This window comes from Collinsella aerofaciens (assembly GCF_015558785.1).
Lineage (GTDB): Bacteria > Actinomycetota > Coriobacteriia > Coriobacteriales > Coriobacteriaceae > Collinsella > Collinsella aerofaciens_P.
In genome coordinates this window covers 54,796-78,310 of sequence record NZ_JADMOP010000007.1, presented here as the reverse complement: position 1 = coordinate 78,310, position 23,515 = coordinate 54,796, and the positions used below count along the sequence as shown (strand labels likewise).

The window sequence follows — 23,515 nt, the reverse complement described above, 5'->3', positions numbered from 1 at the left end:
TTATGAAGGGACGGTGCCGCGTGGACGTGCAACAGCTAGAAGAGGCTTGGGCTTTGAGGGCCGGCGCGCGTGAGGCGCAGTTGCTTGCGGTCCCGCATGTGCCGGCATGGCTGTCGCAGCTGGGGATTGTGCGTCCCGGTGACCGCCTGGTGGCCTTTGCGGACGACTTTGTCGATGCGTTTGCGAGCGGCTTTGATTGCTGCGATGTCGCGCTGGTGGGCTCGTCGTCCGCCGAGGCGTTTGCCGCTGCGTCCGAGGGCTTTGATGCTTCGTTTGATGCCGAGGGGCCGCACCTGTGGTGGTTCGTCAACTCCATCGGCGGGTTTGGTCTGCGTGTGCCCGATCTGCGTGCGCTGGGTCGGGCGGCGCGTGAGGCCCATGCGCTGCTGGTTGTTGACAACACCGTGGCGTCGGCTTTTGGCTGCGATCCGCTGCGGCTGGGTGCCGTGCTGTCGCTCGAGGCGCTCGACCGCGTGTGCGCTGGCAAGGCTCCGCGCAAGTTGGTTGCCGTATCGGTCGCGCGCTCGCAGCTCAAGCGCCATCGTGTGGATGCTGCTGCCGAGTGCGCGCATGCCCTGCTTGAGGGCTGTGGCTTGGCCAAGCTTGATATGCCTGCTGACGAGGCCGGTGTGCTGGAACGCGGGCTGGACTCGCTCGATGTCCGCATGCAGGCGCATTTCGATCGCGCCCGTGCGCTGGCCGAGTATCTGGCCGCCAACGAGATGGTGCGCAACGTACGCTATCCCGGGCTGAGCTCGCATCCCGACCATGCTGTTGCAACGGGAATCCTCGAGCACGGCTTTGGCCCGGCAGTTGAATTTGATCTTATCGAGCGTAGTGCGGGCGAGCTGTTCGATGCTTTGTCCGGGGAGTTTCGCACATCGCCCGCCGGCGGCGCAACGACGCGCCTTTCGGCTCCACGCGGCAAGCAGGGGAGCACCGTCCGCCTCTTCGCCGGCGCCGACGACCCCTTGATCGTGGCCGCCACCCTAGATAACGCCCTCCGCAAGTAGCTACTTTTTAGTGATGCTGGCGATGAGGTCGTTTGCTTTGGTGGCAATGACGTTGTTGATGTCGGCCTGTAGCTCCTCGTAGACCGCTATGGCTCGCTCGCCGGCGGGGGTGAGGGTGGATCCGCGGGCTCCGTCGCGCTCGATGAGTTTGCATCCCAGCTGCCCTTCGGCCTCGTTCACAATGCGCCAGGCCTTGGAATACGCCATGCCCATGCTTTTAGCGGCTCGGTTGAGCGAGTGTTCGCGGGCGATACCTTGCAGCAGCAAGACGCAGCCGTGGCCGAACACGCCCGGCAAATCCTTGTCGCACGCTTGAATGACCAACTTTGCCGTCGTCTTGTACTCCATACGCTCCACGTCTCCCCGCTAAAGTGTTTGCTGGGCAAACGCAAAGCCTGCGTCAAACCCTCGTGTACTCTTCTTAAATCATGCATTGTAGCAGTCAAAGTGCGTTAAGATACTTCCCCAGTATTGGGCGCCCAAGGTTGGGCTGGGTCCTACGAGGCCTGCAGCCGACCGGTCGCATGGAAAAAGGAGAAACATGGCTACGTTCTTTCCCGGTGAGTCCCACACGTTTTCGGAGTATCTGCTGGTCCCTGGTTACTCGTCCTCGCAGTGCATCCCCAACAACGTCTCTCTTAAGACGCCGCTGACCCGCTTTAAGCGCGGTGAGAAGCCGGCAATCACCCTGAACATCCCCATGGTTTCCGCCATCATGCAGTCCGTCTCGGGCGTCGACATGGGTGTCGCGCTCGCTACTGAGGGCGGCCTGTCCTTCATTTACGGTTCCCAGAGCGCCGAGTCCGAGGCCGCCATGGTCAAGGCCGTCAAGGATCACAAGGCTGGTTTCGTTCAGTCCGATTCCACGCTGACCCCTGACATGACCATGGAGCAGGTCATTGAGCTCAAGGAGAAGACCGGTCACTCTACTATGCCGGTTACCGACGACGGCACCCCCAAGGGTAAGCTCCTGGGCATCGTCACCAGCCGTGACTATCGCCCCAGCCGCGATGACCACCAGACGAAGGTCTCCGAGTTCATGACCCCGCGTGAGCAGCTCATCGTGGGCGACAAGAACATTAGCCTTAAGGTTGCCAATGACGTCATCTGGGACAACAAACTCAACGCCCTGCCCATCGTCGACGATAACGATCACCTCATGGGCATTGTGTTCCGCAAGGACTACGACAGTCACAAGACCAACCCCAACGAGCTGCTCGATAACGACAAGCGCTACATGGTCGGCGCCGGTATCAACACCCGCGACTATGCCGAGCGCGTGCCGCTGCTCATCGAGGCCGGTGCCGACGTTCTGTGCATCGACTCCTCCGAGGGCTTCAGCGAGTGGCAGAAGCGCACCATCGAGTGGATTCGCGCCAACTACGGCGAGGACGTCAAGGTCGGTGCCGGTAACGTCGTCGACGCCGAGGGCTTCCGCTTCCTGGCCGACTGCGGTGCCGACTTCATCAAGGTCGGTATCGGCGGCGGTTCCATCTGCATTACCCGCGAGACCAAGGGTATCGGTCGTGGCCAGGCCACCGCGTTGATCGACGTCTGCCGCGCCCGTGACGAGTACTACGAGGAGACCGGTGTTTACGTGCCCGTGTGCTCCGATGGCGGTATCGTCTACGACTACCACATGACGCTCGCCCTGGCCATGGGTGCAGACTTTATGATGCTGGGCCGCTATTTCGCCCGCTTTGACGAGAGCCCGACCGAGCGCGTCAACGTCAACGGCCAGTACATGAAGGAGTACTGGGGCGAGGGTTCTGCGCGTGCCCGCAACTGGCAGCGTTACGATCTGGGCGGCGCCGCGAAGCTCAGCTTCGTCGAGGGCGTCGACTCCTACGTTCCCTACGCCGGTTCCCTCAAGGACGGTGTGGGCGGAACGCTCTACAAGGTCAAGTCCACGATGTGCAACTGCGGTGCCCTCTCGATCCCCGAGCTCCAGGAAAAGGCACGCCTGACCCTGGTAAGCTCGACCTCGATCGTCGAAGGCGGCGCCCACGACGTAGTCGTCAAGGATTCTCAGCAGAGCGTTTCCTATCGATAAGGTAAGAGCTGCATATCAAAGGTTGATTCCCAACCACGTTATTTAGATAAAGCGAGATGCCTGCAAGTCGCAGGCATCTCGCTTGTCGTATTTGCTATCATCAGTCAAGTTAACCTTAGGGTCGGTCGGCTTAGCTTTGTTTGCTACAAGTTCCGCACGCAAAGAAGAGCACTTAATGTGCTCTTCGTCTTGCGCAGGACTGTCCGCAGTAGCGAATAAAGCTAAGCCGACCGACCCCAGCTAAGATTAAAGGAGCTGATATGTGCGATTGCACAGATCATAAGGACGAGATCCCTGTCTACGACGCGCAGGCCATTGAGTCCCGGTGGATGAAGGCCTGGGAGGACTCCAACCTCTTTGCCGTCGACACCGACGACAGCAAGCCCAAGAAGTACGTGCTCGAGATGTTCCCGTATCCGTCGGGCGACCTGCACATGGGCCACGCGCGCAACTATACCATCGGCGATGCCATGGCCCGTCAGGCCCGCATGCGCGGCTACGACGTGCTGCACCCCATCGGCTTTGACGCCTTTGGCCTGCCCGCCGAGAACGCCGCCATCAAGCACAACACGCAGGCTGCCGCCTGGACGTATAAGAACATGGACCAGGCGCTCGCCACGATGAAGCGCATGGGCTTCTCCTACGATCTGGATCGCATGGTCAAGACCTGCAGCCCCGACTACTATCGCTGGGGCCAGTGGATCTTTGAGAAGATGTGGGAAAAGGGCCTGGTCTACCGTAAGAAGAACCCGGTCAACTGGTGCCCCACCTGCAAGACCGTTCTGGCCAACGAGCAGGTTACCGAGGGCAAGTGCTGGCGCTGTGGCACCGAGCCCGAGAAGCGCGACCTTGAGCAGTGGTACTTCAAGATCACCGAGTACTCCCAGGAGCTGCTTGACGACCTGGAGAAGCTCCCCGGCTGGCCCGAGCGCGTCAAGCAGATGCAGGCCAACTGGATCGGTCGCTCCGAGGGCGCCGAGGTCGACTTTACCCTGTGCGACCAGGATGGCGAGCCCATCGAGGGCGACGAGGGCAAGATTACCGTCTTCACCACGCGTGCCGATACCCTTTTTGGCGTCTCCTTCTTTGTCCTGGCTCCCGAGTACGCCGGCCTGCACGAGCTCGTCGAGGGCACGGAGTACGAGGAGGCCGTCACCAAGATCGTCGAGGACTCCAAGCATATCTCTGCCGTCGAGCGTGCCCAGGGCACCCTCGAGAAGCATGGTGCCTTCACGGGCCGCTATGTGGTAAACCCCGTCAACGGCGAGAAGGTCCCCGTGTGGGTTGCCGATTATGTCGTTGCCGACTACGGTACCGGTGCCGTCATGGCCGTTCCCTGTGGCGACCAGCGCGACTTTGAGTTTGCCCGTAAGTACGACCTGCCGATCGTGCCGATCATCCTGGACGATGACGATCGCGCTGCCGTCGAGGCCAGCGGCGAGACCATCGATACCTTCCATGCCGAGACCGTCGACTGGGATTGCGCCCACGCTGCCGAGGGCACGCTCGTCCAGTCTGGCAAGTACACCGGAATGCGCGGCGGCAAGCACTCCGAGGGCGAGGCTGCGATCGTGGCCGACCTCGAGGCCATGGGCTGCGGTCGTCGCAAGGTCGAGTTCCGTCTGCGCGACTGGCTCATCAGCCGTCAGCGCTATTGGGGCAACCCCATCCCGGCTATCCACTGCGAGCACTGCGGCATCGTGCCCGTGCCCGAGGATCAGCTGCCGGTGACGCTGCCCGAGAACCTGGACCTGGGCGCAGGTGAGACCCTCGCCGAGTGCAAAGAGTTCTATGAGACTACCTGCCCGGTCTGCGGCCGCCCGGCCAAGCGCGAGACCGATACCATGGACACCTTTACCTGCTCCAGCTGGTATTACCTGCGCTATACCGATCCGCACAACACTGAGCTGCCCTTCTCCCGTGAGGCTGCCGACCGTTGGATGCCCGTCGATAACTACATCGGCGGCATCGAGCACGCTATTTTGCACCTGCTCTACAGCCGCTTCTTTACCAAGGCACTGCGCGACCTGGGCCTGCTGAGCGTGGACGAGCCCTTCACCAACCTGCTGTGCCAGGGCATGGTCAAGGACGAGAACGGCGACACCATGTCCAAGTCCAAGGGCAACGTCGTGCCCCCGAGCTCGGTCATCGAGCCTTACGGTGCCGACACCATGCGTCTGGCGATCCTGTTTATCGCCCCGCCCGAGAAGGACTTCGACTGGGATCCCAAGGCCGTCGAGGGCGCCAACCGCTTCATCAAGCGCGCCTGGCGTATCGTTTGGCAGCTCGTCCAGTCCGGCGATGCCAACGTGGCCTTCGACAAGTCCGCGCTCGATGAGGTTGCGATGAAGCTCTATCGCGAGCGTCACCGCACCATCGCCAAGTGCACCGAGGACTTCGATCGCGGCCAGTTCAACACCGCCATCTCGGCCGTCATGGAGCTCGTCAACGCGGCGAGCGCCTACCTCAACGCCACCGAGGGTACCGCCCGCGACAAGGCGCTGTGCTACGGCGTGGCCAAGGACATCGTGAGCGTCCTTGCCCCCATCTGCCCGTTCTGGGCCGACGAGCTGTGGCACGAGGCGCTCGGCTGCGAGGGCAACGCCTATACCGCTGCCTGGCCCGAGTTCGACCTGGCCGAGTCCATCGAGGACACGGTGCAGATCGTGGTCCAGGTGCTCGGCAAGGTCCGCGGCCGCGTCGACGTTGCCCGCGATGCCTCCAATGAGGATATGCAGGCTGCCGCCGAGGCCGCCGTCGCCAAGTGGCTCGAGGGCAAGACAGTCGTCAAGGCCATCTGCGTGCCCGGCAAGCTGGTCAACCTGGTGGTCAAGTAAGCACTGCGCGCTTAACTGACGCATAAAAGACGAGGGGCGATCCGGTTGGGTCGTCCCTCGTTTTGCATGTATCTGCCTAGTTGCCTTCGGCCAATTGTCCTATTCTTATGGAGAAGCTGTGCGCACGCTGACCTGCAGGTTCGTACTGTGCTTGCACGTTTCCGCAGCTATTGGTATAGTTTGCTTGCAAATGAAGTTGTAATTGAAAGAAGTGGGGTTTCGGCCCCGCTTCTTTTTTGTATGGATGGAGGTGCCGCAATGGTCAAGACCAAGACCGAGCAGGCGATCATCGACGCGCTCGAGGCTGTCGCTCCCCAGCACGATATCGACATCGTCGACGTCGAGCTCGTGGGTGCCACCAAGGCCCCCTGCGTGCGCGTGCGTATCGAGGGTGCCGAGGGTCAGAGTCTTTCGCTCAACGACGTCACGGCCAACACCAAGTGGGTCGGCGATGTGATTGAGGAGCTCGACCCCATCTCTTCGAGCTATACGCTCGAGGTGTCGAGCCCGGGTATGGCGCGCCCGCTGCGCCGCCCGTGCGACTTTGCCCGCTTTGTGGGCGAGAACTGTGAGCTCACCTCCACCGCCACCGAGGGCCGTCGCAAGTACGCCGGCAAGATTGCCGCCGCCACCGAGACGAACGTGACCCTCGAGCTCGAGGGCGGCGAGTCCGTCACCCTCGATTTCTCTGATGTTAAAAAGTGCAAGTTGAAGCCCACCTACGACTTCAAGCCCGTGAAGGAAGGAAAGTAAGATGGCAGCTTCCGACATGATGTCCGCCCTGATGGAGCTTTGCCAGGAGAAGCACATCGACCAGCTCTACCTGATTGACCGCCTGGAGCAGTCGCTTGCCAAGAGCTATGCCGAGATCCTGCATCTTGAGTGGGGCGCCAAGGTGACCATCGACCGCACCACCGGCAAGATCTACGTCTACCGTCTGGAGCCGATTGACGATTCCATGGACGAGGAGGGCAACTTCACCGAGTTCGAGGAGATTGACGTCACCCCCAAGAACACGAGCCGCATCGCCGCCCAGCACGCCAAGGCCGAGATCAACGCCATCGTGCGCAACTCCGCCCGCGAGCAGATCTACGAGGAGTTCTCCGGCCGCATCGGTGACCTCATCAGCGGTACCGTGCTGCAGTCCACGCCCGACTTTACGATCGTCAAGATCCGCGAGGGCGTCGAGGCCGAGCTGCCACACTTCGATCAGCGTCGTTACGAGAACGAGCGCAACGAGCGTCCGATGGGCGAGCGCTACCTGCATAACCAGCACATCAAGGCCGTGATCATCGACGTTCGCGACCCTAACTCCAACCTGCAGCCGGTTCGCGGCGAGCACAGCCGTCCGCCGATTGTCATCTCCCGTACCCACCCCGAGCTCATGCGTCGTCTGTTTGAGCAGGAGGTGCCCGAGATCTATGAGGGCACCGTCCAGATCAAGTCGATCGCCCGCGAGCCCGGCCAGCGCTCCAAGGTCGCCGTCCACTCGCTCGACGACCGTCTGGATCCCGTGGGCGCCTGCGTCGGCCCCAAGGGCAGCCGTGTTCGCGCTGTCGTGGGCGAGCTCCGTGGCGAGCGCGTCGACGTCATCCTGTGGGATGCCGATCCTGCCGTCTACGTCGCCAACGCCCTGTCGCCCGCTAAGGTCACCCGCGTCCTCATCGACGAGGAGAAGGCCTACGCCGGCGTCATCGTGCCCGACGACCAGTTGTCCCTCGCCATCGGCAAGGAGGGCCAGAACGCCCGCCTCGCCGCGCGCCTGACCGGCTGGCACATCGACATCAAGTCCGAGACCCTTGCCGCCGACATCCTCAAGAACGTTCCCGTTCACGAGGAGCCCGCCGCCGACCTGATCGGTGACGAGGAGGACGAGGACGTCCGCCGCTGCGAGTACGTGTCCGAGGACGGCATCCAGTGCCGCAACCAGGCTCGTCCCGGCTCCCGTTTCTGCGGTGTCCATGACACCGACGCCTTCGATGATGCGGAGGACCTGATCTAGCGCGCGGTCGCGCCGGGCGGGTCCCGGCGCGTCTCCCACGCTCGTTCAGTCTCTAGGCACCCAAGGTGCCAGAAAGGGTAGGTGAAGTCATATGGCAAAAGTCCGTGTGTCCACCCTGGCCAAAGAGTTCGGCATGACCTCCAAGGAACTGATGGGTCATCTCGCCGATATGAAGATTCCCGCTAAGTCCGCTTCCTCCACCTTGGAGGACGCCTATGTCGCCATGGTCCGCAAGCAGCTCGCCTCGGTGATCGAGGCCCGCGCCCAGGAAGTCGAGGCCGCCAAGCAGGCCGAGGAGCAGGCAGCTGCCGCCGAGGAGGCCGCACGCGCTGCCGAGGCCGAGCGCGAGCGCATCGCCGCCGAGAAGGCCCGCGAGGAGGAGCGCCGCCAGTTTGCCGCAGCCCAGGCTGCCGAGGAGGCTGCCCGCGCCGAGGCCGAGGCCAAGAAGAAAGCCGAGCAGGAGCGCCTTGCCCGCGAGAAGGAGGAGGCTGCCCGCGAGGCCCAGCGCCGCGCCGTTCCCGCTTCCGACTCCGGTTCCCGCTTCCGTTCGCTGCTCGACCAGATCGCCGCACAGGAGACCGTGCTCAAGGAGAAGAAGGACGCCGAGGACAAGGCCAAGGCCGAGCGCGCCGCCGAGCGCGGTAACCGTCGTGGCGGCAACAACGACCGCCGCGGTGGCCGTCGTAACGATCGCAACGCCTCCGACAACAATTCCGATCGCAACGCCTCCGAGAGCCGTCCGCACAGCCATCGCACCAACGCCAGCAACAACGTCGCTGCCGGCATGGACTTCCCCAACCCCGATAAGCAGGGCAAGGGCAAGAAGCGCAAGGGCGGTCACAACAACGAAGAGGACCACTACAGCCGCATGGCTCGCGAGGCCGAGGAGTACAGCCGCGAGAAGGTGCTCGAGGAGGCTCGTGCTGCCGTCGAGGAGGCCTCTCGCGAGTCCACCGGTCGCCGCAAGAAGCGCAAGGAGAAGCGCGAGCGCGAGGCTGCCAAGGCTCAGGAGGAGCGCAAGATAGAGGAGGCGCTGGCCCAGGGCGTGAACCCCGAGGACCTCGACGCCATCAAGGTCTCCCAGGGCGTTACCGTCCAGGAGCTTGCCGAGGCGCTCGACGTTCCGGCCAACGACATCATCAAGCGCCTGTTCCTGCTGGGTACGCCGCTCACCATGACGCAGTCCATGTCCGACGACCTCGTTGAGCTCGTTGCCGACGACCTGGGCCGTCAGATCAAGATCATCACCCCCGAGGAGGAGAACACCTTCTCGTTCTATGACGATCCCGCCGACCTTAAGCCGCGCGCCCCGGTCGTCACCGTCATGGGCCACGTCGACCACGGCAAGACGTCGCTGCTCGACGCCATCCGTCACACCGGCGTTGCTGCCGGCGAGGCGGGCGGCATTACGCAGGCCATCGGCGCTTCGCAGGTCATGATCAACGACCGCAAGATCACCTTTATCGATACCCCGGGTCACGCCACCTTTACGGCTATGCGTGCCCGTGGCGCCAAGGTGACCGACATCGTCATCCTGATCGTCGCCGCTGACGACGGCGTCATGCCCCAGACGGTCGAGTCGATCAACCACGCCAAGGCCGCCGGCGTACCCATCGTCGTCGCCGTCAACAAGATCGATAAGCCGGGCGCCAACCCCGACCGTGTGCGTCAGGAGCTCACCGAGTACGGAGTCATCCCCGAGGAGTGGGGCGGACAGAACATGTTCGTCAACATCTCGGCCAAGCAGAAGATCGGTATCGACGAACTTCTGGAGACCGTGCTGCTCCAGGCCGACGTACTCGAGCTCAAGGCCAACCCGGACACCTTTGCCTCGGGCAACGTCCTCGAGGCCAAGCTCGACAAGGGCCGCGGATCGGTCGCTACCGTGCTCGTGACCCGCGGTACCCTGCACGTGGGCGATACGCTGGTCGCCGGCCTTACCTACGGCCGCGTCCGCGCCATGCTCGACCCCAAGGGCCGCGCCGTCACCGAGGCCGGTCCCTCCGACGCTGTCGAGATTTTGGGCCTGCAGTCCGTGCCCAACGCCGGTGACGAGTTCCGCGTGTTCGAGGACGAGCGCGAGGCACGCGCCCTGGCCGATGAACGTTCGCTCAAGGCCCGTATCGAGGAGCAGAGCCGCGTCAAGCACGTCACGCTCGAGAACCTCTTCGAGACCATCGCCGACGCCGAGGTCAAGGAGCTCAACCTGATCATCAAGGCCGACGTCCAGGGTTCCATCGAGGCTCTTCAGGACTCGCTCGACAAGATGGATCAGTCCGAGGTCCGCATCAACACGATCCACTCCGCTGTCGGTGCCATCAACGAGACCGACGTCGTCCTGGCCGACGCCTCCAACGCCATCATCATCGGCTTTGGCGTCCGTCCCGACGGTAAGGCCCGCTCCGCCGCCGAGCGCGAGGGCGTCGAGATCCGTTGCTACGACGTCATCTACAAGTGCCTCGAGGAGCTCGACGCCGCCCGTATCGGCATGCTCAAGCCCACCGAGGTCGAGGTCGCCACGGGTACCGCGACTGTCCTGGACACCTTCAAGGTGCCCAAAGTCGGTATCGCCGCCGGTGTCCGCGTCGAAGAGGGCGAGATCGCCGCGACCGATTCCGTGCGTCTGGTGCGCGACGGCATCGTGGTCTTCAACGGCAAGATCGCCTCGATGCGCCACTACAAGGACGAGGCCAAGAGCCTCAAGAGCGGTTCCGAAGGCGGCATTGGTCTGGAGAACTTCCAGGACATCAAGCCCGGCGACCAGATCGAGGGTTACCGCATCGACCAGGTTGCCCGTACCGAGTAGGGGGTAGCGCTATGAAGCAAACGCAGGCAACCCGCCGTCTGGGCGAGCAGCTTCGCGAGAAGCTCGGTTATATCCTGCTCTTTGAGGTTTCCGATCCGCGTCTCGACCTGGTTACTTTGACTGCGGTCGAGGTCGCGGTGGACCGTTCGTTCGCGCGTGTGTACGTGTCGTGCGATGCGAGCCGCTACGACGAGGTCATGGAGGCGCTCGCTAGCGCCAAGGGCCGTATTCGCAGCCTGTTGGCTCGCTCGCTCGATTGGCGTGTCACGCCCGAGCTCGATTTTCGCATCGATCGCTCGACCGATGAGGCCGAGCGCATCACGCGTGCGCTGGAAAACGTTCCCGCCACGCTTGCGATCGAAAAGGACGAGGACGGCTATCCGATAGCGGATGCCGCCCAGGAGGCAGCTTTAGATGACTAATTCCGCCGACCTCGCCTCGTGCGAGTCTGCAGATATTCAGCGACGCATCCTCGAGCTCATCGAGGGTGCGTCCTCCATTGCGATTTCGGGACATACTTCTCCCGATGGCGATGCCTTGGGCTCCGTATTGGGTCTGGGCCTTTCGCTCATGAAGTTTTTCCCCAACAAGGACATTGCGCTGCTGCTGGCAGACGATGACCCGGTTCCTCGCATTTACCGCTTTATGGAAGGCTCCGATCGCCTGGTGCCGGCATCTGCGTACGCCGGCAATCCTGACCTGTTCATCTCGGTGGACGTACCGGTCGTCGAGCGCCTCAATAATTCCGCCGAGGTGCTTCGTCGCTCCAAGCATGTGGTGTGCTTCGATCATCATCCGGCGCGCGAGGAGTTTGCCGAGCTGAGCCTGAGGCGCGTCGATGCCGCGGCCTGCGCCATGATCATCGACCGCTTTTTGGACAATTGCGGCATTGTCGCACGTGATGGCGTTGCGACCTGCCTGCTGTGTGGCTTGGTTACCGATACCGGCCGTTTTCAGTACCAAAACGCCGATGCCGCCGCGTTCCATGCGGCCTCGCGCCTGGTGGCGCACGGTGCCGATCCGGCGCGCGTTGCGCTCGAGGTCTACCAGAGCATGCGCGTTGAGTTTTTGCACCTCAAGTCCATTGTCATGGGTCGCATTAAGACGGTCGCGCATGGGCGCGTGGCGTATAGCTATGCCTACCAGAGCGACCTTGAGGCCTGCGGTGTCACCTCGGACGAGTGCGACGGCCTGGTCGATGTGGTGCGTTCGGTGAAGGGCGTCGAGGTCTGCATGTTCTTAAAGGGCATTGAGGGCGATACCAAGGTGCGTGGCAACCTGCGCTCCAAGGGCGACCTCGATGTGTCCGAGATTGCTGCCAACTTTGGCGGTGGCGGGCATCATGCCGCCGCCGGCTTTTCCAACAACGGAACAATTCGCGAGACGCTCGCCGTGGCACTTCCCATGCTGGCCGAGCTGGTGGGGGAGGATCCCGCTTCGGTGACCGTCGAGCTCTAACTTATTGGATGGTACATGGCTCGTCGAACGCCTTCTCAATTGAATATGCTGCTCGCCGTCGATAAGCCGGTGGGCTGCACGTCCCATGACGTGGTCTCGCAATGCCGACGCGCCCTCCATGAGCGGCGCGTCGGCCATGCCGGTACGCTCGATCCCATGGCATCGGGTGTCATGGTTGTGGGCGTGGGTCAGGCCACCCGTCTGCTGGGCATGCTCACGCTCGATACCAAAAGCTACGTCGCCGATATTTCGTTTGGCGCCGAGACGAATACCGATGATGCGGAGGGCGAGGCGGTCCGCACGGTGGCTGTTGCCAACGAGCTCCGCGATCCTGCCTATGCGCGTGAGCAATTGGCCTCCATGCTGGGTCCGCAGATGCAGGTGCCGCCGGCGTTTTCGGCTATCTCGGTCAATGGCGTTCGTGCCTACAAGTCTGCTCGCGAGGGCAATGCGGTGGACCTACCTCCGCGTCCCGTCGAGGTCTATGCCGCCGACCTGATCGCCGTGGGCGGCGAAGGTGATACGTGCGTGTGGACCGTGGCGTTCTCGGTGAGCAAGGGAACCTATATCCGAGCGCTCGCTCGCGACCTGGGCCGCGCCTGCGAGAGCGCCGCGCACATTTCCGCGCTGCGCCGCACGGCCTCCGGTATTGTTTCCGTTGGCGCCTGTCATGCGGTTGAGGAGCTTTCTCCCGAGTCCGCGGCGGGGTTTGCACTGGATCCCATTGCGGCCCTGGGCGCTACGCGTGTTGACTTGCCGGGCAATCTTGCCGACGACCTGCTCTGCGGCCGTCGCATTCCCGTTGAGCATGCGCTTGCCGATTTCTATGCCTCGAAGGCGCCGTTTGCGTTGGTGCTCGATGGGGGACTCAAGGCGCTCGCCCGTATTGAGGGTGGCCGCTTTGTCATGGAGCACGTATTTCCTCAGGCAATCGGCGGTGTTCGATGATGTTGTCCGCTCGCGAGCTCGCGCGTATTTTTTTCGTGGGCGGGTCGGACGAGGCTCGCATCGTTGCTGCCGATGCGTTTGATGAGTTCGAGCACCTGGGTGCCGCATCGATTGCCATCGGTGTGTTCGACGGCGTGCACCGTGGACACCAGGAGCTCATTACGGCGCTTGTCCGTGATGCCCGTGCCCATGGCTGTAAGGCGGTCGTGGTTACCTTCGATCCCGACCCGGACGTTGTGGTGAGCTCTTCGCCCGCTCAAAAATTGATGACGACGGCCGACCGTCTGCATGCCCTGGCTCAAACTGGGGTCGATGCGGTGGTGGCCGTTCCCTTTACGCCTGAGGTTGCGGCGCTTGACCATGTTGATTTTCTCTCGCTGGTGTCGCGTCTGGTCGACATTCGATCGATTCGCGTTGGCAGTGACTTTAGGCTGGGTCGTGGCGGTGCTTCTGGTGTTGCCGAGATGCGCGCCTGGGGTGCCGAGCACGGCGTTGACGTGTACGGTCACGACCTGCTTTGCGAGGGCGGTGAGGCCATTTGCGCCACCCGTATCCGTCATGAGCTCGGACAGGGCCATGTGGAGCTTGCTGCTGAGTTACTCGGCCGCCCGTATATGGTGCGTGGCGGTGTTATTCGCGGCCGTCACGAGGGTTCTGGCATGGGCTTTCCCACGGCAAACCTGCAGGTTCCCGACGGCATTCAGGTGCCTGCCGATGGCGTGTATGAGGGTCTGGTGCTGGTCGATGACACCGTGTGGCCCGCTGCCGTTAACGTCGGACTGCCGCCGACGTATGCCGACGATGCGGCATCTGCACATCTTGAGGCTAACTTAATTGGTTATACGGGCGACCTGTACGGCGCTTCCGTTTCGCTTGCGTTTACGCGCTGGCTGCGTCCCTCGCGTGTGTTCGATTCGCTGGATGAGTTGATCGCGACCGTCGAGGGTAATATCGAGGACATTCGTCATAACTTGGGTGAGCAGGGGGTGAGCATCCGTGATTAGTGATGAGGAAAAAGACCAGGTACGCGCTGCGTCCGACCTCGTTGCCATCGTGCAGGAAACGGTTGAGCTCAAGCCCCGCGGCCATGAGTTTTGGGGCTGCTGCCCCTTCCATGGCGAAAAGACGCCGTCCTTCCACATTATTCCCGCCACGCAGGTGTGGCATTGCTTTGGCTGCGGCGAGGGTGGCGACGTCTTCACCTATATCATGAAGCGCGAGAACCTGAGCTTTCCCGAGTCAATCCGTTATTTGGCCGATCGCGCAGGTATTGAGCTGCACGACACCGGAGATCGCCGCGAGCGCGGTACTAAGCGTGCCCGCATCTACGATCTGTGCGCCGAGACCGCCCAGTTCTACCACACCATGCTTATGCGCGGTAAGGACGGTCGTCCGCGCGAGTACTTTGCCAGCCGCGGCATGGGTGGCGACGTCTGCCGCCGCTACTACCTGGGCTTTGCACCAGGCCGTAACGCGCTGGTGTCGCACCTGTCCCAGGCGGGTTTTACCCCGCAGGAGATGATCGACGCCAATGTTGCCGTGAGCCGCGGGCGCGGGCAGCTTGCCGACCGCTTCTACGACCGTGTGATGTTCCCCATCTTTGACGAGCAGGGTCACAACATTGCCTTTGGCGGTCGCATTATGGGCGACGGCCAGCCTAAGTACCTCAACACCGCCGAGACGAGCGTGTTTCATAAAAAGCGAAACCTCTACGGTTTTAATTGGGCCAAGGAGTTTATCGTCGCGCAGGATACCGCCATCGTGGTGGAGGGCTATACCGATTGCATCGCCTGCTGGGAGGCGGGGATTAAAAACGTTGTCGCCACGCTGGGCACCGCGCTCACGGAGCATCATGTAAAGACGCTCACCCGCTTTGCCAAGCGCATCGTGTATATGTTCGATGGCGATGCCGCGGGCCAGAAGGCCGCCCGCCGCGCGATTCAGTTTATCGAGCAGGATTCGATGGACCTGCGCTGCGTGGTACTGCCCGACGGCAACGACCCTATGGAGTTTATTACGGCGCACGGCGGCCAGGAGCTGCAGGCGCGCATCGACGCGGCCGAGCCGCTCATGGACTTTGTCTACCGTTCGCTGCAGGAGTCGAGCGACATCACCACGCCGGGCGGTCGCGCCAAGGCGCTCGAGGATGCGCTGACGCTCATCTATCCGCTGCGCGATAGCTATATGATCGACACGTACTTTATCCAGATTGCCGACCTGCTGGGTTTGGATCTGGAGACCGTGCGCGCGAGCTCGGGCCGTGTGTTTCGCGATGTCGCCAAGCGCGAGGATGCGGAACGACGTCGTGAGCAGAACTATGAGCGCCAGCGGGCACAGGCTGAGCGGTCCGGTAGCGCGGGCGGTCGGGCGTCGGGTTCTCGCGATGCCGGTCGCGGTGCTTGGGCATCGGGCGCGACGCCGCCGGTGTCCGCGCCGGTCGAAGAAGAGCCGTACGACTACGTCCCGCTCGATGCCTACGATGCCGCGCCCGTGGAGGTTGTCGACGACCTGCCGCCGATCGATGTGCCTGATGGTATGGGCTCTGTTCCTGTGCCTGATGGTTCGGACGCACCGGCTACGGCGGCGCCGATGGTTCTTACCGATCTTGAACGCAAGTCCTTGGCGGGGGAGCGTGAACTGCTGACCATGCTCACGAGCTACCCCGACCTGTTCCGCACGTATGCCGATCGCATCTGCTCCATCGAGTGGGTTGACCCACGTCACGAGTCCATCGCATGGGCCGTTCTGGCAACGCCACCGGGAACCGATCCTGCAGCCTGCATGGATGCGGCGCGCTCGGTGTGTCCCGAGGCGGCAACGCTTGTGAGTGCCGGGCGCATCTCGGCGACGAGCAAGCACCCCACCGAGACGAACATCGTGTTTATGCTCGATACGCTTGAGCTCTACACCATCAAACGCCGCATGCGTGCCGCACAGGCCAAGCTGCGCCAGGACCGTTCGCTCGATGATGAGGCCCGTCGCGCGCTAACCATGCAGGCCGCGCAGGATTCGCAGCGTCAGCGCGAACTGCAAAAGTCAATCGGCGGCGTGGCGGATCCGTTCCGTTTGATTGGCCTGGAGGCCGCAGGCACCGAACAAGCCTAGATGTTGTGGTCAACCAGCGTATTCTCGCCTATATCCAGCCCTCTTTTTGGGTATAGACGTCAATGTGTGTGCTAAAGTATTGAGTCCTGTGGACTATGAAGGGAGAATCTGTGCCAAAAAAGACTGAGAGCACGGGTACTGGGCTGGAATCCTACGTTGCAAAGCTTATGGGCAACGGCTCAAACAGGACTTCGGTAACCGAGGACGAGATTCAGGTCGCCCTGAAGGATATCGATGTTTCTGACGAGCAGCTCACCGCGGTGTATTCCGCGCTGCGCAACAGCGGCATCCAGATTATCTCCGCGAGCGGTAACGACGACGCCCCCATGGACGTCGACGATGACGATAACGATACCGATACCGACGATTTCGATGACGACGACGAGCACGATTCCGGCTCGCTCGACGATCACGAGCTCAAGATGGCCCGTCAGGCCGACGCCGAGATGGGTTCTTCCAAGAGCAAGAAGAAGCGCACCGTGCGCACGTCCCGTTCACGCTCCCGCGTGCGCGGCATCGATGCCTCCACGGTGATGCTGACCGGCGACCCGGTCCGTATGTACCTCAAGGAGATCGGCAAGGTCGACCTGCTGACCGCCTCCGAAGAGGTCGATCTGGCCATGAAGATTGAGGCCGGTCTTGAGGCCACCGAGAAGCTCGAGGCTGCCGAGGCAGGCGAGCTCGAGCTCACGCGTACCGAAATGCGTCGTCTTACGCGCATTGAGAACGTGGGTCTCGAAGCCAAGCAGGCACTCATCAGCGCAAACCTGCGTCTGGTCGTCTCCATCGCCAAGCGCTATGTCGGTCGCGGCATGCTGTTCCTGGACCTTATTCAGGAGGGCAACCTCGGTCTGATCCGCGCCGTCGAGAAGTTCGACTACCAGAAGGGCTTTAAGTTCTCCACGTACGCCACGTGGTGGATCCGTCAGGCTATTACGCGCGCTATCGCCGACCAGGCCCGTACCATCCGTATTCCCGTGCATATGGTCGAGACCATCAACAAACTCGTCCGCGTGCAGCGCCAGCTTCTTCAGGACCTTGGTCGCGACCCGACCCCCGAGGAGATCGGTGCCGAGATGGACATGAGCGCCGACCGCGTCCGCGAGATCCAGAAGATCTCGCAGGAGCCTGTGTCGCTCGAGACCCCCATCGGCGAGGAAGAGGATTCCCAGCTGGGCGACTTCATCGAGGACTCCCAGGCCATCGTTCCGCCCGATGCGGCCAGCTTCTCCATGCTGCAGGAGCAGCTCACCCAGGTGCTCGATTCGCTTGCCGATCGTGAGCGCAAGGTTATCGAGCTGCGCTTTGGCCTTGTCGACGGACATCCCCGTACGCTCGAGGAAGTCGGCCGCGAGTTTGGCGTCACGCGCGAGCGCATCCGCCAGATCGAGTCCAAGACCCTGGCCAAGCTCCGCCACCCGAGCCGCAGCAGCAAGCTCAAGGACTATATCGAAAGCTAGTCAAGCAAGAGGCGCCCTCAAGCACATTCGCTTGGGGGCGCTTTCATGTAGTCGTTGGGGACGTTCTTGAATGACTAGTCGTTTAAGAACGTCCCCAATGACTGGATCGGAAAATTTCTTAAAAAAGTTCTTGCCCTGAGCTGATTCGTCCGTATAATAAACTTCGTTGCTTGAGAGCACGCACCTATTCCTCGGTAGCTCAATGGTAGAGCACGCGGCTGTTAACCGCGCTGTTGTAGGTTCGAGTCCTACCCGGGGAGCCAGGTTGTAAAACCCGTCGCTTATGCGGCGGGTTTTTTCTTGCCGCGATCGCCTGGCTCGAACGTTACCGTATCAACATTTCGTGTCGAGGATGTAATCCCGAGGCCCGCCACCTCAACATGGCGCGGTCGTTGTAGAATATCCAATGATTGCTCCCACGAGATGGTGCCGCGAGCACCAGATAAGGAGATTCTTGTGTCTGAGACCATTAACGGCAGCCTGAGCGTCTCGAACGACGTTATTGCCGATATTGCCGGTTATGCCGCGATGACGTGCTATGGCGTCGTCGGTATGGCCGAACAGCTCCAGGGCGCCGAGAGCGTGCGCCTGCTTGCCGGTCAGCGCCTCCGCAAGGGCGTGCTTGTCTCCGCCGACGAGAACGGCCTTACGGTCGATCTTCACGTCGTGCTCGAGAACGGCGTCAACATGAAGTCCGTCTGCCACAATCTTTCGAGCTCCGTTGCCTTTACCCTGCAGGAGATCGCCCAGATCGATCCCGCCAGCCTTAAGATCGGCATCCATATCGACGCGCTCAAGAGCCGTCTGAACTAGCATCCGAAAACGGAGATTCAAATACCCATGATTGCAAAGACCATTCGCACCTGTTTTCCGATCGCTGCGGCTGCCGTTTCCGACAAGGCCGAGGAGATCAACAAGCTCAACGTCTTCCCCGTACCCGACGGCGACACCGGCACCAACATGTCGCTCACGCTCGCCTCGGTGACCAAGGAGCTTTCCGCCCTTCCCGCCGATGCCGATATGGAGGCCATCGCCGGCGCCATCACCCACGGCTCCCTGATGGGTGCCCGCGGTAACTCCGGAGTCATCACCTCGCAGATTCTGCGCGGCGTGGCCGAGGGTCTTGTCTCTGCCGACGAGCCTATTACGTCCGCCAACATTGCCTTCGCCTTCCGTCGTGCCGTCAAGGTTGCCTTCCAGGCTGTCCGCAAGCCCATCGAGGGCACGATCCTCACGGTCCTGCGCGATGTCTCGACCAAGGCCGATGAGTGCGAGAAGAAGAAGTTCTCGGCCGAGGATGCGCTCGATGCTATCGTCGTCGAGGCGTACCAGTCCGTCGCCCGCACGCCCGACCTGCTGCCCGTTCTGAAGGAGAACGGCGTGGTCGACTCCGGCGCCTTTGGCTTCGCCATCTTCCTTGAGAACTTTGTGGCTGCAGCACTTGGCCGCAGCACCGTTGTCGAGGATTTCTCCGCCACGTTTGATTCCGCTGTCTCTGCCCGCGACGCGGCCCTTGGTCGCGTTGAGATCGAGGCCAACGACGATTGGGAGGGCTCGGAGTTCCGCTACTGCAACGAGTTCCTGTTTAAGGCCGACGCCCCGTTTGACGAGGACGAGTGCCTTAAGTTCCTGGGTTCCATGGGCGACTGCGAGCTTCTCGTGGGCGCCTATCCCGACTACAAGATCCATGTGCACTCCAACACCCCCAACCTGGTGCTCGAGCACATGCTGCAGCTCGGTCAGATCTATGAGGTCTTTATCCACAACATGGAGATGGAGGCCCACGACCGTACCGCCAAGATCCACGAGGATCAGGAAAAGGCCGCCGAGCCCGCCAAGGCGCTGGGCTTTGTCGCCGTTGCCGCCGGTTCCGGCGAGGCCGACATCCTCAAGTCCCTCGGCGTCGACGTGATCGTGTCCGGTGGCCAGACTATGAATCCCTCGACCGCCGACCTGCTGGGCGCGGTGGACCAGGTCAACGCGACCTCGGTCATCATCCTGCCCAACAACGGCAACATCCGCATGGCCGCTGAGGCTGCTGCTTCAGCCTGCACCGACAAGAAGGTCGCCGTCGTTCCCACCAAGACCGTCCCGCAGGCCTTCTCCGCGCTGTTCGCGGTCCTGCCCGATTCCGAGCTCGAGGATGCCGTCGCCGCCATGGTCGACGCCATCAGCGAGGTCCGCGATGGCGAGGTCACCCGCGCCGTGCGCGACTCCAGTGCCTCTGACGGTTCTCCGATTCACTCCGGTGACGTCATGGGTATCATCGCCGGCTCCATCGACGTGGTCGGTTCCGACGTGAAGCAGGTCACGCTCGACTGCATCAACCGCATGCAGGAGGAAGAGGAGGGCGACGCGCTGACGATTCTGGCCGGCGAGGAGCTGTCCGATGAGGCCTTCCAGGAGATCGTCGACGCTATCGAGGAGGCTCAGCCCGATCTGGAGATTGACGCCCATCGTGGCGAGCAGCCGCTCTATCCCGTGATCTTCTCGATCGAGTAGGCAACTGCCCATGTCCGAGCTGTGCTCCGTGCCGCGCGTCTCGGAGCGCTTTGCCCAGAGCAATGCGCTCGACGAGGATATCGCGCGACTCAAATATGTTTCGGGTAAACGTGAGGAGGCCCTTCGCCGTCTGGGAATTCGGACGGTGGGGGACCTCCTTCTCCATATCCCTCATCGATACCTCGACTTTACCCGTTCTTGGTCTATCGAGATGGCGCCCATCGGTACCGTGTGCACCATCATCGCCACGGTCGACCGTATCGTCCAAAAGCAGCCGCGTCCGCGCATGCAGGTGACCGAGGTCTCGCTTGTTGACGAGACGGGCGTGCTGCAGGTCGCCTTTTTCCGCCAGCCCTGGATTGCCCAGCAGCTTAAGCAGGGCGACCGCCTGGCCGTGATGGGCAAGGTCGAGTTTGCCTACGGCTTTAAGCAGATGGCCTCGCCGCACTTTGAAAAGCTCGAGGACGGGCGTGCCGCAGGCACCATCCTGCCGGTCCATTACGTGAGTGATGGCGTGAGCCAGGCGTGGATGCGCCGCATCGTAAGCGGCGCGCTCGAGGTCGTCGGCAATCCGTTCGACCCGATTCCCGCACGCTTGCGCGTTAAACGTCGCCTGATGAGCAATGCTCGTGCGCTTCGATCGATCCACTTTCCCTCGAGCATGGCTGAGCGCGACATCGCACGCCGGCGTCTTGCCTACGAGGAGTGCCTCTACCTGCAGCTGGCGCTGCGTCTGCGCAACGACGGCGGCCTGGTCGATGTGGTGCCCTATGCCCACACTGCGGGCGAGCATCTGGGCGCGCTTAAACAGGCCCTTCCGTTTTCGCTGAGCGACGAGCAGGAGGCCGCATTCCAAGACATCCTGCATGACATGTGCGATGGCGGGCGCGTGATGAACCGTCTGCTGCTGGGCGATGTCGGTACCGGTAAGACCGCCGTTGCCGCCTGCGCGCTGGCTGTGGCTGCCGATAGCGGCACGCAGGCCTGCGTTATGGCGCCCACGGGCGTGCTGGCGCGCCAATATGCCGATAAGACCGGCCCTCTGCTCTCGCAGGCCGGCATGTCCTGGGCACTTCTGACGGGTGCCACGCCGGCCGCAGAGCGCGAGCGCATCCATGCACAGCTGGAATCGGGCGAGCTTGACGTGCTCTTTGGCACCCACGCGGTTCTTTCGGATAACGTTGCGTTCAAGCATCTGTCGCTCGTGGTCATCGATGAACAGCACCGGTTTGGTGTGGGCCAACGCAACGCCCTGCGCGCGAAGGGGCCGGGTGCCGATCTGCTCGTTATGACGGCGACGCCCATCCCGCGTACGCTGGCGCTTTCGGTCTACGGCGATCTGGATACGAGCATCATTCGCCATCGGCCCGTCCCTGGTGCTGGCGTGACGACACGCGTGCTCACCGAGTCGAGCCGTGACCTCGCCTATGGCGCCATCCGCGAGGCGCATGAAAAGGGTCAGCAGGCCTACGTGATTTGTCCGCTCGTGGAGCCGAGTGACTCGGCCGATGAGCTGGAAGACGTGCCCGGTATTGCTCGCGACGACGAGGGCCGCGTAACCGTCCCCGTGCCGCTGCACGATACGGCAACCGAGCTCGACCGACTGCGTCTTGCGTTGCCGGGGCTTACCGTCGAGCGCCTTCACGGCCGCATGCCGGCGGGGGAGAAGGACCAGGTTATCGATGCCTTCAAGCGTGGCGAGATTGACGTGCTCGTCTCGACTACGGTGGTCGAGGTGGGCGTCGACGTGCCTAACGCCACCGTCATGGTCATCGAGAACGGCGAGCGCTTTGGATTGGCTGCCCTGCACCAGCTGCGCGGCCGCGTGGGCCGTGGCAGTGTGTCGGGCACGTGCCTGGTCATGACGCACTCCAAGGGCAACGGCGGCGCATCGGCGGCACAAGACCGTCTCCAGTCGCTCGAAAAGACCTCGGACGGCTTTACGCTCGCCCAGATGGACCTGCGCCTGCGCCATGAAGGCGAGATCCTGGGTTATCGCCAGCATGGTGGTGTGACCCTGCGCTTTGTCGACCTGGACGCCGACGAGGAGCTGATCGAGTGGGCCCATTTGGACGCGGTCGAGCTCTTGCGGTATGCTTGCAACCTTGACTCTGTGGCGACGCGTCCCTTGCGCGACGCGGTCGCCATGCGTTATCGACATATCTTTAAGGAGGTCAGCGGAGGATGAGAATCATCGGCGGCGAATGGCGCGGTCGTAAGATCGAGGAGCCCCGTGGTCGCGATGTCACCCGCCCCACGACTGATCGCGTGCGCGAGGCGTGCGCATCTATGGTCATGTCGGCATTCGATTTCGATTTGGACGAGGTTCGTGTGTTGGACGCCTTTGGCGGCTCCGGTGCCTTAGGGTTAGAGATGCTCTCTCGTGGGGCCCGCTCGCTCACGACGTTTGAGATCGATCGCAACGCCGCGCGGCTCATTACCAAGAATATCGAGTCGCTCTGCCATGACCGTGCGCGTTGGCGCGTGGTCACGGGCGACATGCTGACGAGTGCCTCACGCGGTCGTGTACCGGGCGGCCCCTTTGATCTGGTCCTGCTCGACCCGCCCTATGCTTTTGGTGCCGAGCCGGTCGAGGAACTGCTGCAGAATCTGGCCCAGCAGGGTCTGCTTGCGTCTGGCGCTTACGCCCTGTTTGAGCATGCCGCCGCCGATGCGGGCGCGCATCCGGCAGACTTTGAGACTGTACGTGAGAAGCGCTACGGCATTACCTCGGTCGACCTGCTCCGTTGGGTCGGCGATGACGATGGTGAGGGCGATAGCGCCGGCACCGATGCTGACAACAATGATGCCACGACGTTTCAGGAGGACGCCCATGAATGACACCATCAACCGCGTGATCGTCCCGGGCACCTTCGATCCCATCACGTTTGGCCATATCGATGTGATCCGCCGCGCCCGCCGCATCTTTCCCAGTGTGATCGTCGCTGTTGCAGAGTCGCAGGGTAAAAACGGTGTGGGCACCACGTTTATGCTCGATGAGCGCGTGGCGCTGGCCCGCGAGGCGCTCGGTGATATCGACGGCGTCGAAGTCCTGCCCTTTACCGGCCTCTTGGTCGACTTCGCTCGTGAGCAGGGGGCGGGGGCCGTGGTCAAGGGCCTGCGCGCCATGACCGACTTTGAGTATGAGCTGCAGCAGGCCGACCTCAATTATCGCTTGGATAGCGAGCTGGAGTCCATCTTTGTCATGAGTGCTCCGCAGTACGGTTACATCTCGAGCTCGGTCGTTCGCCAGATCGCCTCGCTCGGCAGCGATGTATCGACGTTTGTGCCGCCCAACGTGGTCGAAGCGCTCAGACATCGCTTTTCGTGA

18 protein-coding genes and 1 tRNA gene are annotated in these 23,515 nt (G+C 62.4%); 18 read left to right on the top strand and 1 reads right to left on the bottom strand.

The genetic code is table 11. The annotated features are described in order from the left end of the window. Positions 1-20 precede the first annotated feature (20 nt). Complete coding sequence (locus I2G40_RS04970; RefSeq protein ID WP_195544383.1) at positions 21-1,013, top strand: PLP-dependent transferase; 993 nt, start codon at positions 21-23, stop codon at positions 1,011-1,013. Here I2G40_RS04970 and I2G40_RS04965 read toward each other — a convergent pair whose 3' ends face one another. Then, positions 1,014-1,361 (bottom strand): winged helix-turn-helix domain-containing protein, encoded by a 348-nt coding sequence (locus I2G40_RS04965; RefSeq protein ID WP_148332840.1) that lies wholly within the window; start codon positions 1,359-1,361, stop codon positions 1,014-1,016. Positions 1,362-1,554: 193 nt separating this feature from the next. Between I2G40_RS04965 and I2G40_RS04960 the strand changes: the two genes are divergently transcribed. The 17 genes from I2G40_RS04960 (at position 1,555) to coaD (ending at position 23,515) form a co-directional block, all read left to right on the top strand. After that, complete coding sequence (locus tag I2G40_RS04960; protein ID WP_006234046.1) at positions 1,555-3,066, top strand: IMP dehydrogenase; 1,512 nt, start codon at positions 1,555-1,557, stop codon at positions 3,064-3,066. Positions 3,067-3,326: 260 nt separating this feature from the next. Then, positions 3,327-5,903 (top strand): leucine--tRNA ligase, encoded by a 2,577-nt coding sequence (gene leuS / locus I2G40_RS04955; RefSeq protein WP_195544382.1) that lies wholly within the window; start codon positions 3,327-3,329, stop codon positions 5,901-5,903. Positions 5,904-6,161: 258 nt separating this feature from the next. Next, positions 6,162-6,656 carry a ribosome maturation factor RimP gene (locus tag I2G40_RS04950; RefSeq protein ID WP_195544381.1) on the top strand — a complete coding sequence of 165 codons (495 nt, stop codon included), beginning with the start codon at positions 6,162-6,164 and terminating at the stop codon, positions 6,654-6,656. A gap of 1 nt (position 6,657) precedes the next feature. Beyond that, complete coding sequence (gene nusA, locus I2G40_RS04945) at positions 6,658-7,905, top strand: transcription termination factor NusA (protein WP_006234042.1); 1,248 nt, start codon at positions 6,658-6,660, stop codon at positions 7,903-7,905. 91 nt (positions 7,906-7,996) lie between these two features. Continuing rightward, positions 7,997-10,711 (top strand): translation initiation factor IF-2, encoded by a 2,715-nt coding sequence (gene infB, locus I2G40_RS04940; protein ID WP_195544380.1) that lies wholly within the window; start codon positions 7,997-7,999, stop codon positions 10,709-10,711. Between the two features lie 11 nt (positions 10,712-10,722). Then, the gene (gene rbfA, locus I2G40_RS04935; RefSeq protein WP_006234038.1) at positions 10,723-11,133 is read left to right on the top strand and encodes a 30S ribosome-binding factor RbfA; all 411 of its coding nucleotides are present in this window, start codon (positions 10,723-10,725) and stop codon (positions 11,131-11,133) included. Then, entirely contained in the window at positions 11,126-12,169 is a 1,044-nt protein-coding gene (locus I2G40_RS04930; protein WP_195544379.1) for a DHH family phosphoesterase, read from the top strand. Before rbfA ends, I2G40_RS04930 begins: the two co-directional genes overlap by 8 nt. A 15-nt stretch (positions 12,170-12,184) precedes the next feature. After that, the gene (gene truB / locus I2G40_RS04925; RefSeq protein WP_195544378.1) at positions 12,185-13,117 is read left to right on the top strand and encodes a tRNA pseudouridine(55) synthase TruB; all 933 of its coding nucleotides are present in this window, start codon (positions 12,185-12,187) and stop codon (positions 13,115-13,117) included. Beyond that, positions 13,114-14,121, top strand: a complete 1,008-nt coding sequence (ribF, locus tag I2G40_RS04920; protein ID WP_229090661.1) for a riboflavin biosynthesis protein RibF — start codon at positions 13,114-13,116, stop codon at positions 14,119-14,121. Before truB ends, ribF begins: the two co-directional genes overlap by 4 nt. Beyond that, entirely contained in the window at positions 14,114-16,222 is a 2,109-nt protein-coding gene (gene dnaG / locus I2G40_RS04915) for a DNA primase (RefSeq protein ID WP_195544377.1), read from the top strand. The genes ribF and dnaG overlap by 8 nt, the downstream gene beginning before the upstream one ends. A gap of 110 nt (positions 16,223-16,332) precedes the next feature. Then, the gene (rpoD, locus tag I2G40_RS04910; protein ID WP_195234535.1) at positions 16,333-17,682 is read left to right on the top strand and encodes an RNA polymerase sigma factor RpoD; all 1,350 of its coding nucleotides are present in this window, start codon (positions 16,333-16,335) and stop codon (positions 17,680-17,682) included. Positions 17,683-17,870: 188 nt separating this feature from the next. Further along, positions 17,871-17,945: transfer RNA gene (locus I2G40_RS04905), tRNA-Asn, on the top strand. Between the two features lie 160 nt (positions 17,946-18,105). Next, positions 18,106-18,495, top strand: a complete 390-nt coding sequence (locus tag I2G40_RS04900) for an Asp23/Gls24 family envelope stress response protein (RefSeq protein ID WP_187361832.1) — start codon at positions 18,106-18,108, stop codon at positions 18,493-18,495. Between the two features lie 27 nt (positions 18,496-18,522). Beyond that, a complete protein-coding gene (locus I2G40_RS04895; RefSeq protein WP_161161449.1) occupies positions 18,523-20,184 on the top strand; it encodes a DAK2 domain-containing protein in 1,662 nt (553 codons plus the stop codon). Between the two features lie 10 nt (positions 20,185-20,194). Next, positions 20,195-22,372: an ATP-dependent DNA helicase RecG gene (gene recG, locus I2G40_RS04890; RefSeq protein WP_195544376.1), complete on the top strand. Its 2,178-nt coding sequence runs from the start codon at positions 20,195-20,197 to the stop codon at positions 22,370-22,372. Further along, positions 22,369-23,025 (top strand): 16S rRNA (guanine(966)-N(2))-methyltransferase RsmD, encoded by a 657-nt coding sequence (gene rsmD, locus I2G40_RS04885; protein ID WP_161160165.1) that lies wholly within the window; start codon positions 22,369-22,371, stop codon positions 23,023-23,025. Before recG ends, rsmD begins: the two co-directional genes overlap by 4 nt. Further along, on the top strand, positions 23,018-23,515 hold the full coding sequence (gene coaD, locus I2G40_RS04880) for a pantetheine-phosphate adenylyltransferase (protein WP_117847654.1): 498 nt from the start codon (positions 23,018-23,020) through the stop codon (positions 23,513-23,515). The genes rsmD and coaD overlap by 8 nt, the downstream gene beginning before the upstream one ends.

Coding starts and splice junctions, on each gene's coding strand:
- rbfA (WP_006234038.1), top strand. CDS start 10,723: ATGAAGCAAACGCAGGCAACCCGCCGTCTGGGCGAGCAGCTTCGCGAG.
- recG (WP_195544376.1), top strand. CDS start 20,195: ATGTCCGAGCTGTGCTCCGTGCCGCGCGTCTCGGAGCGCTTTGCCCAG.
- truB (WP_195544378.1), top strand. CDS start 12,185: ATGGCTCGTCGAACGCCTTCTCAATTGAATATGCTGCTCGCCGTCGAT.
- I2G40_RS04930 (WP_195544379.1), top strand. CDS start 11,126: ATGACTAATTCCGCCGACCTCGCCTCGTGCGAGTCTGCAGATATTCAG.
- rsmD (WP_161160165.1), top strand. CDS start 22,369: ATGAGAATCATCGGCGGCGAATGGCGCGGTCGTAAGATCGAGGAGCCC.
- leuS (WP_195544382.1), top strand. CDS start 3,327: ATGTGCGATTGCACAGATCATAAGGACGAGATCCCTGTCTACGACGCG.
- ribF (WP_229090661.1), top strand. CDS start 13,114: ATGATGTTGTCCGCTCGCGAGCTCGCGCGTATTTTTTTCGTGGGCGGG.
- I2G40_RS04900 (WP_187361832.1), top strand. CDS start 18,106: ATGGTGCCGCGAGCACCAGATAAGGAGATTCTTGTGTCTGAGACCATT.
- infB (WP_195544380.1), top strand. CDS start 7,997: ATGGCAAAAGTCCGTGTGTCCACCCTGGCCAAAGAGTTCGGCATGACC.
- nusA (WP_006234042.1), top strand. CDS start 6,658: ATGGCAGCTTCCGACATGATGTCCGCCCTGATGGAGCTTTGCCAGGAG.
- I2G40_RS04965 (WP_148332840.1), bottom strand. CDS start 1,361: ATGGAGTACAAGACGACGGCAAAGTTGGTCATTCAAGCGTGCGACAAG.
- I2G40_RS04950 (WP_195544381.1), top strand. CDS start 6,162: ATGGTCAAGACCAAGACCGAGCAGGCGATCATCGACGCGCTCGAGGCT.
- coaD (WP_117847654.1), top strand. CDS start 23,018: ATGAATGACACCATCAACCGCGTGATCGTCCCGGGCACCTTCGATCCC.
- I2G40_RS04895 (WP_161161449.1), top strand. CDS start 18,523: ATGATTGCAAAGACCATTCGCACCTGTTTTCCGATCGCTGCGGCTGCC.
- I2G40_RS04960 (WP_006234046.1), top strand. CDS start 1,555: ATGGCTACGTTCTTTCCCGGTGAGTCCCACACGTTTTCGGAGTATCTG.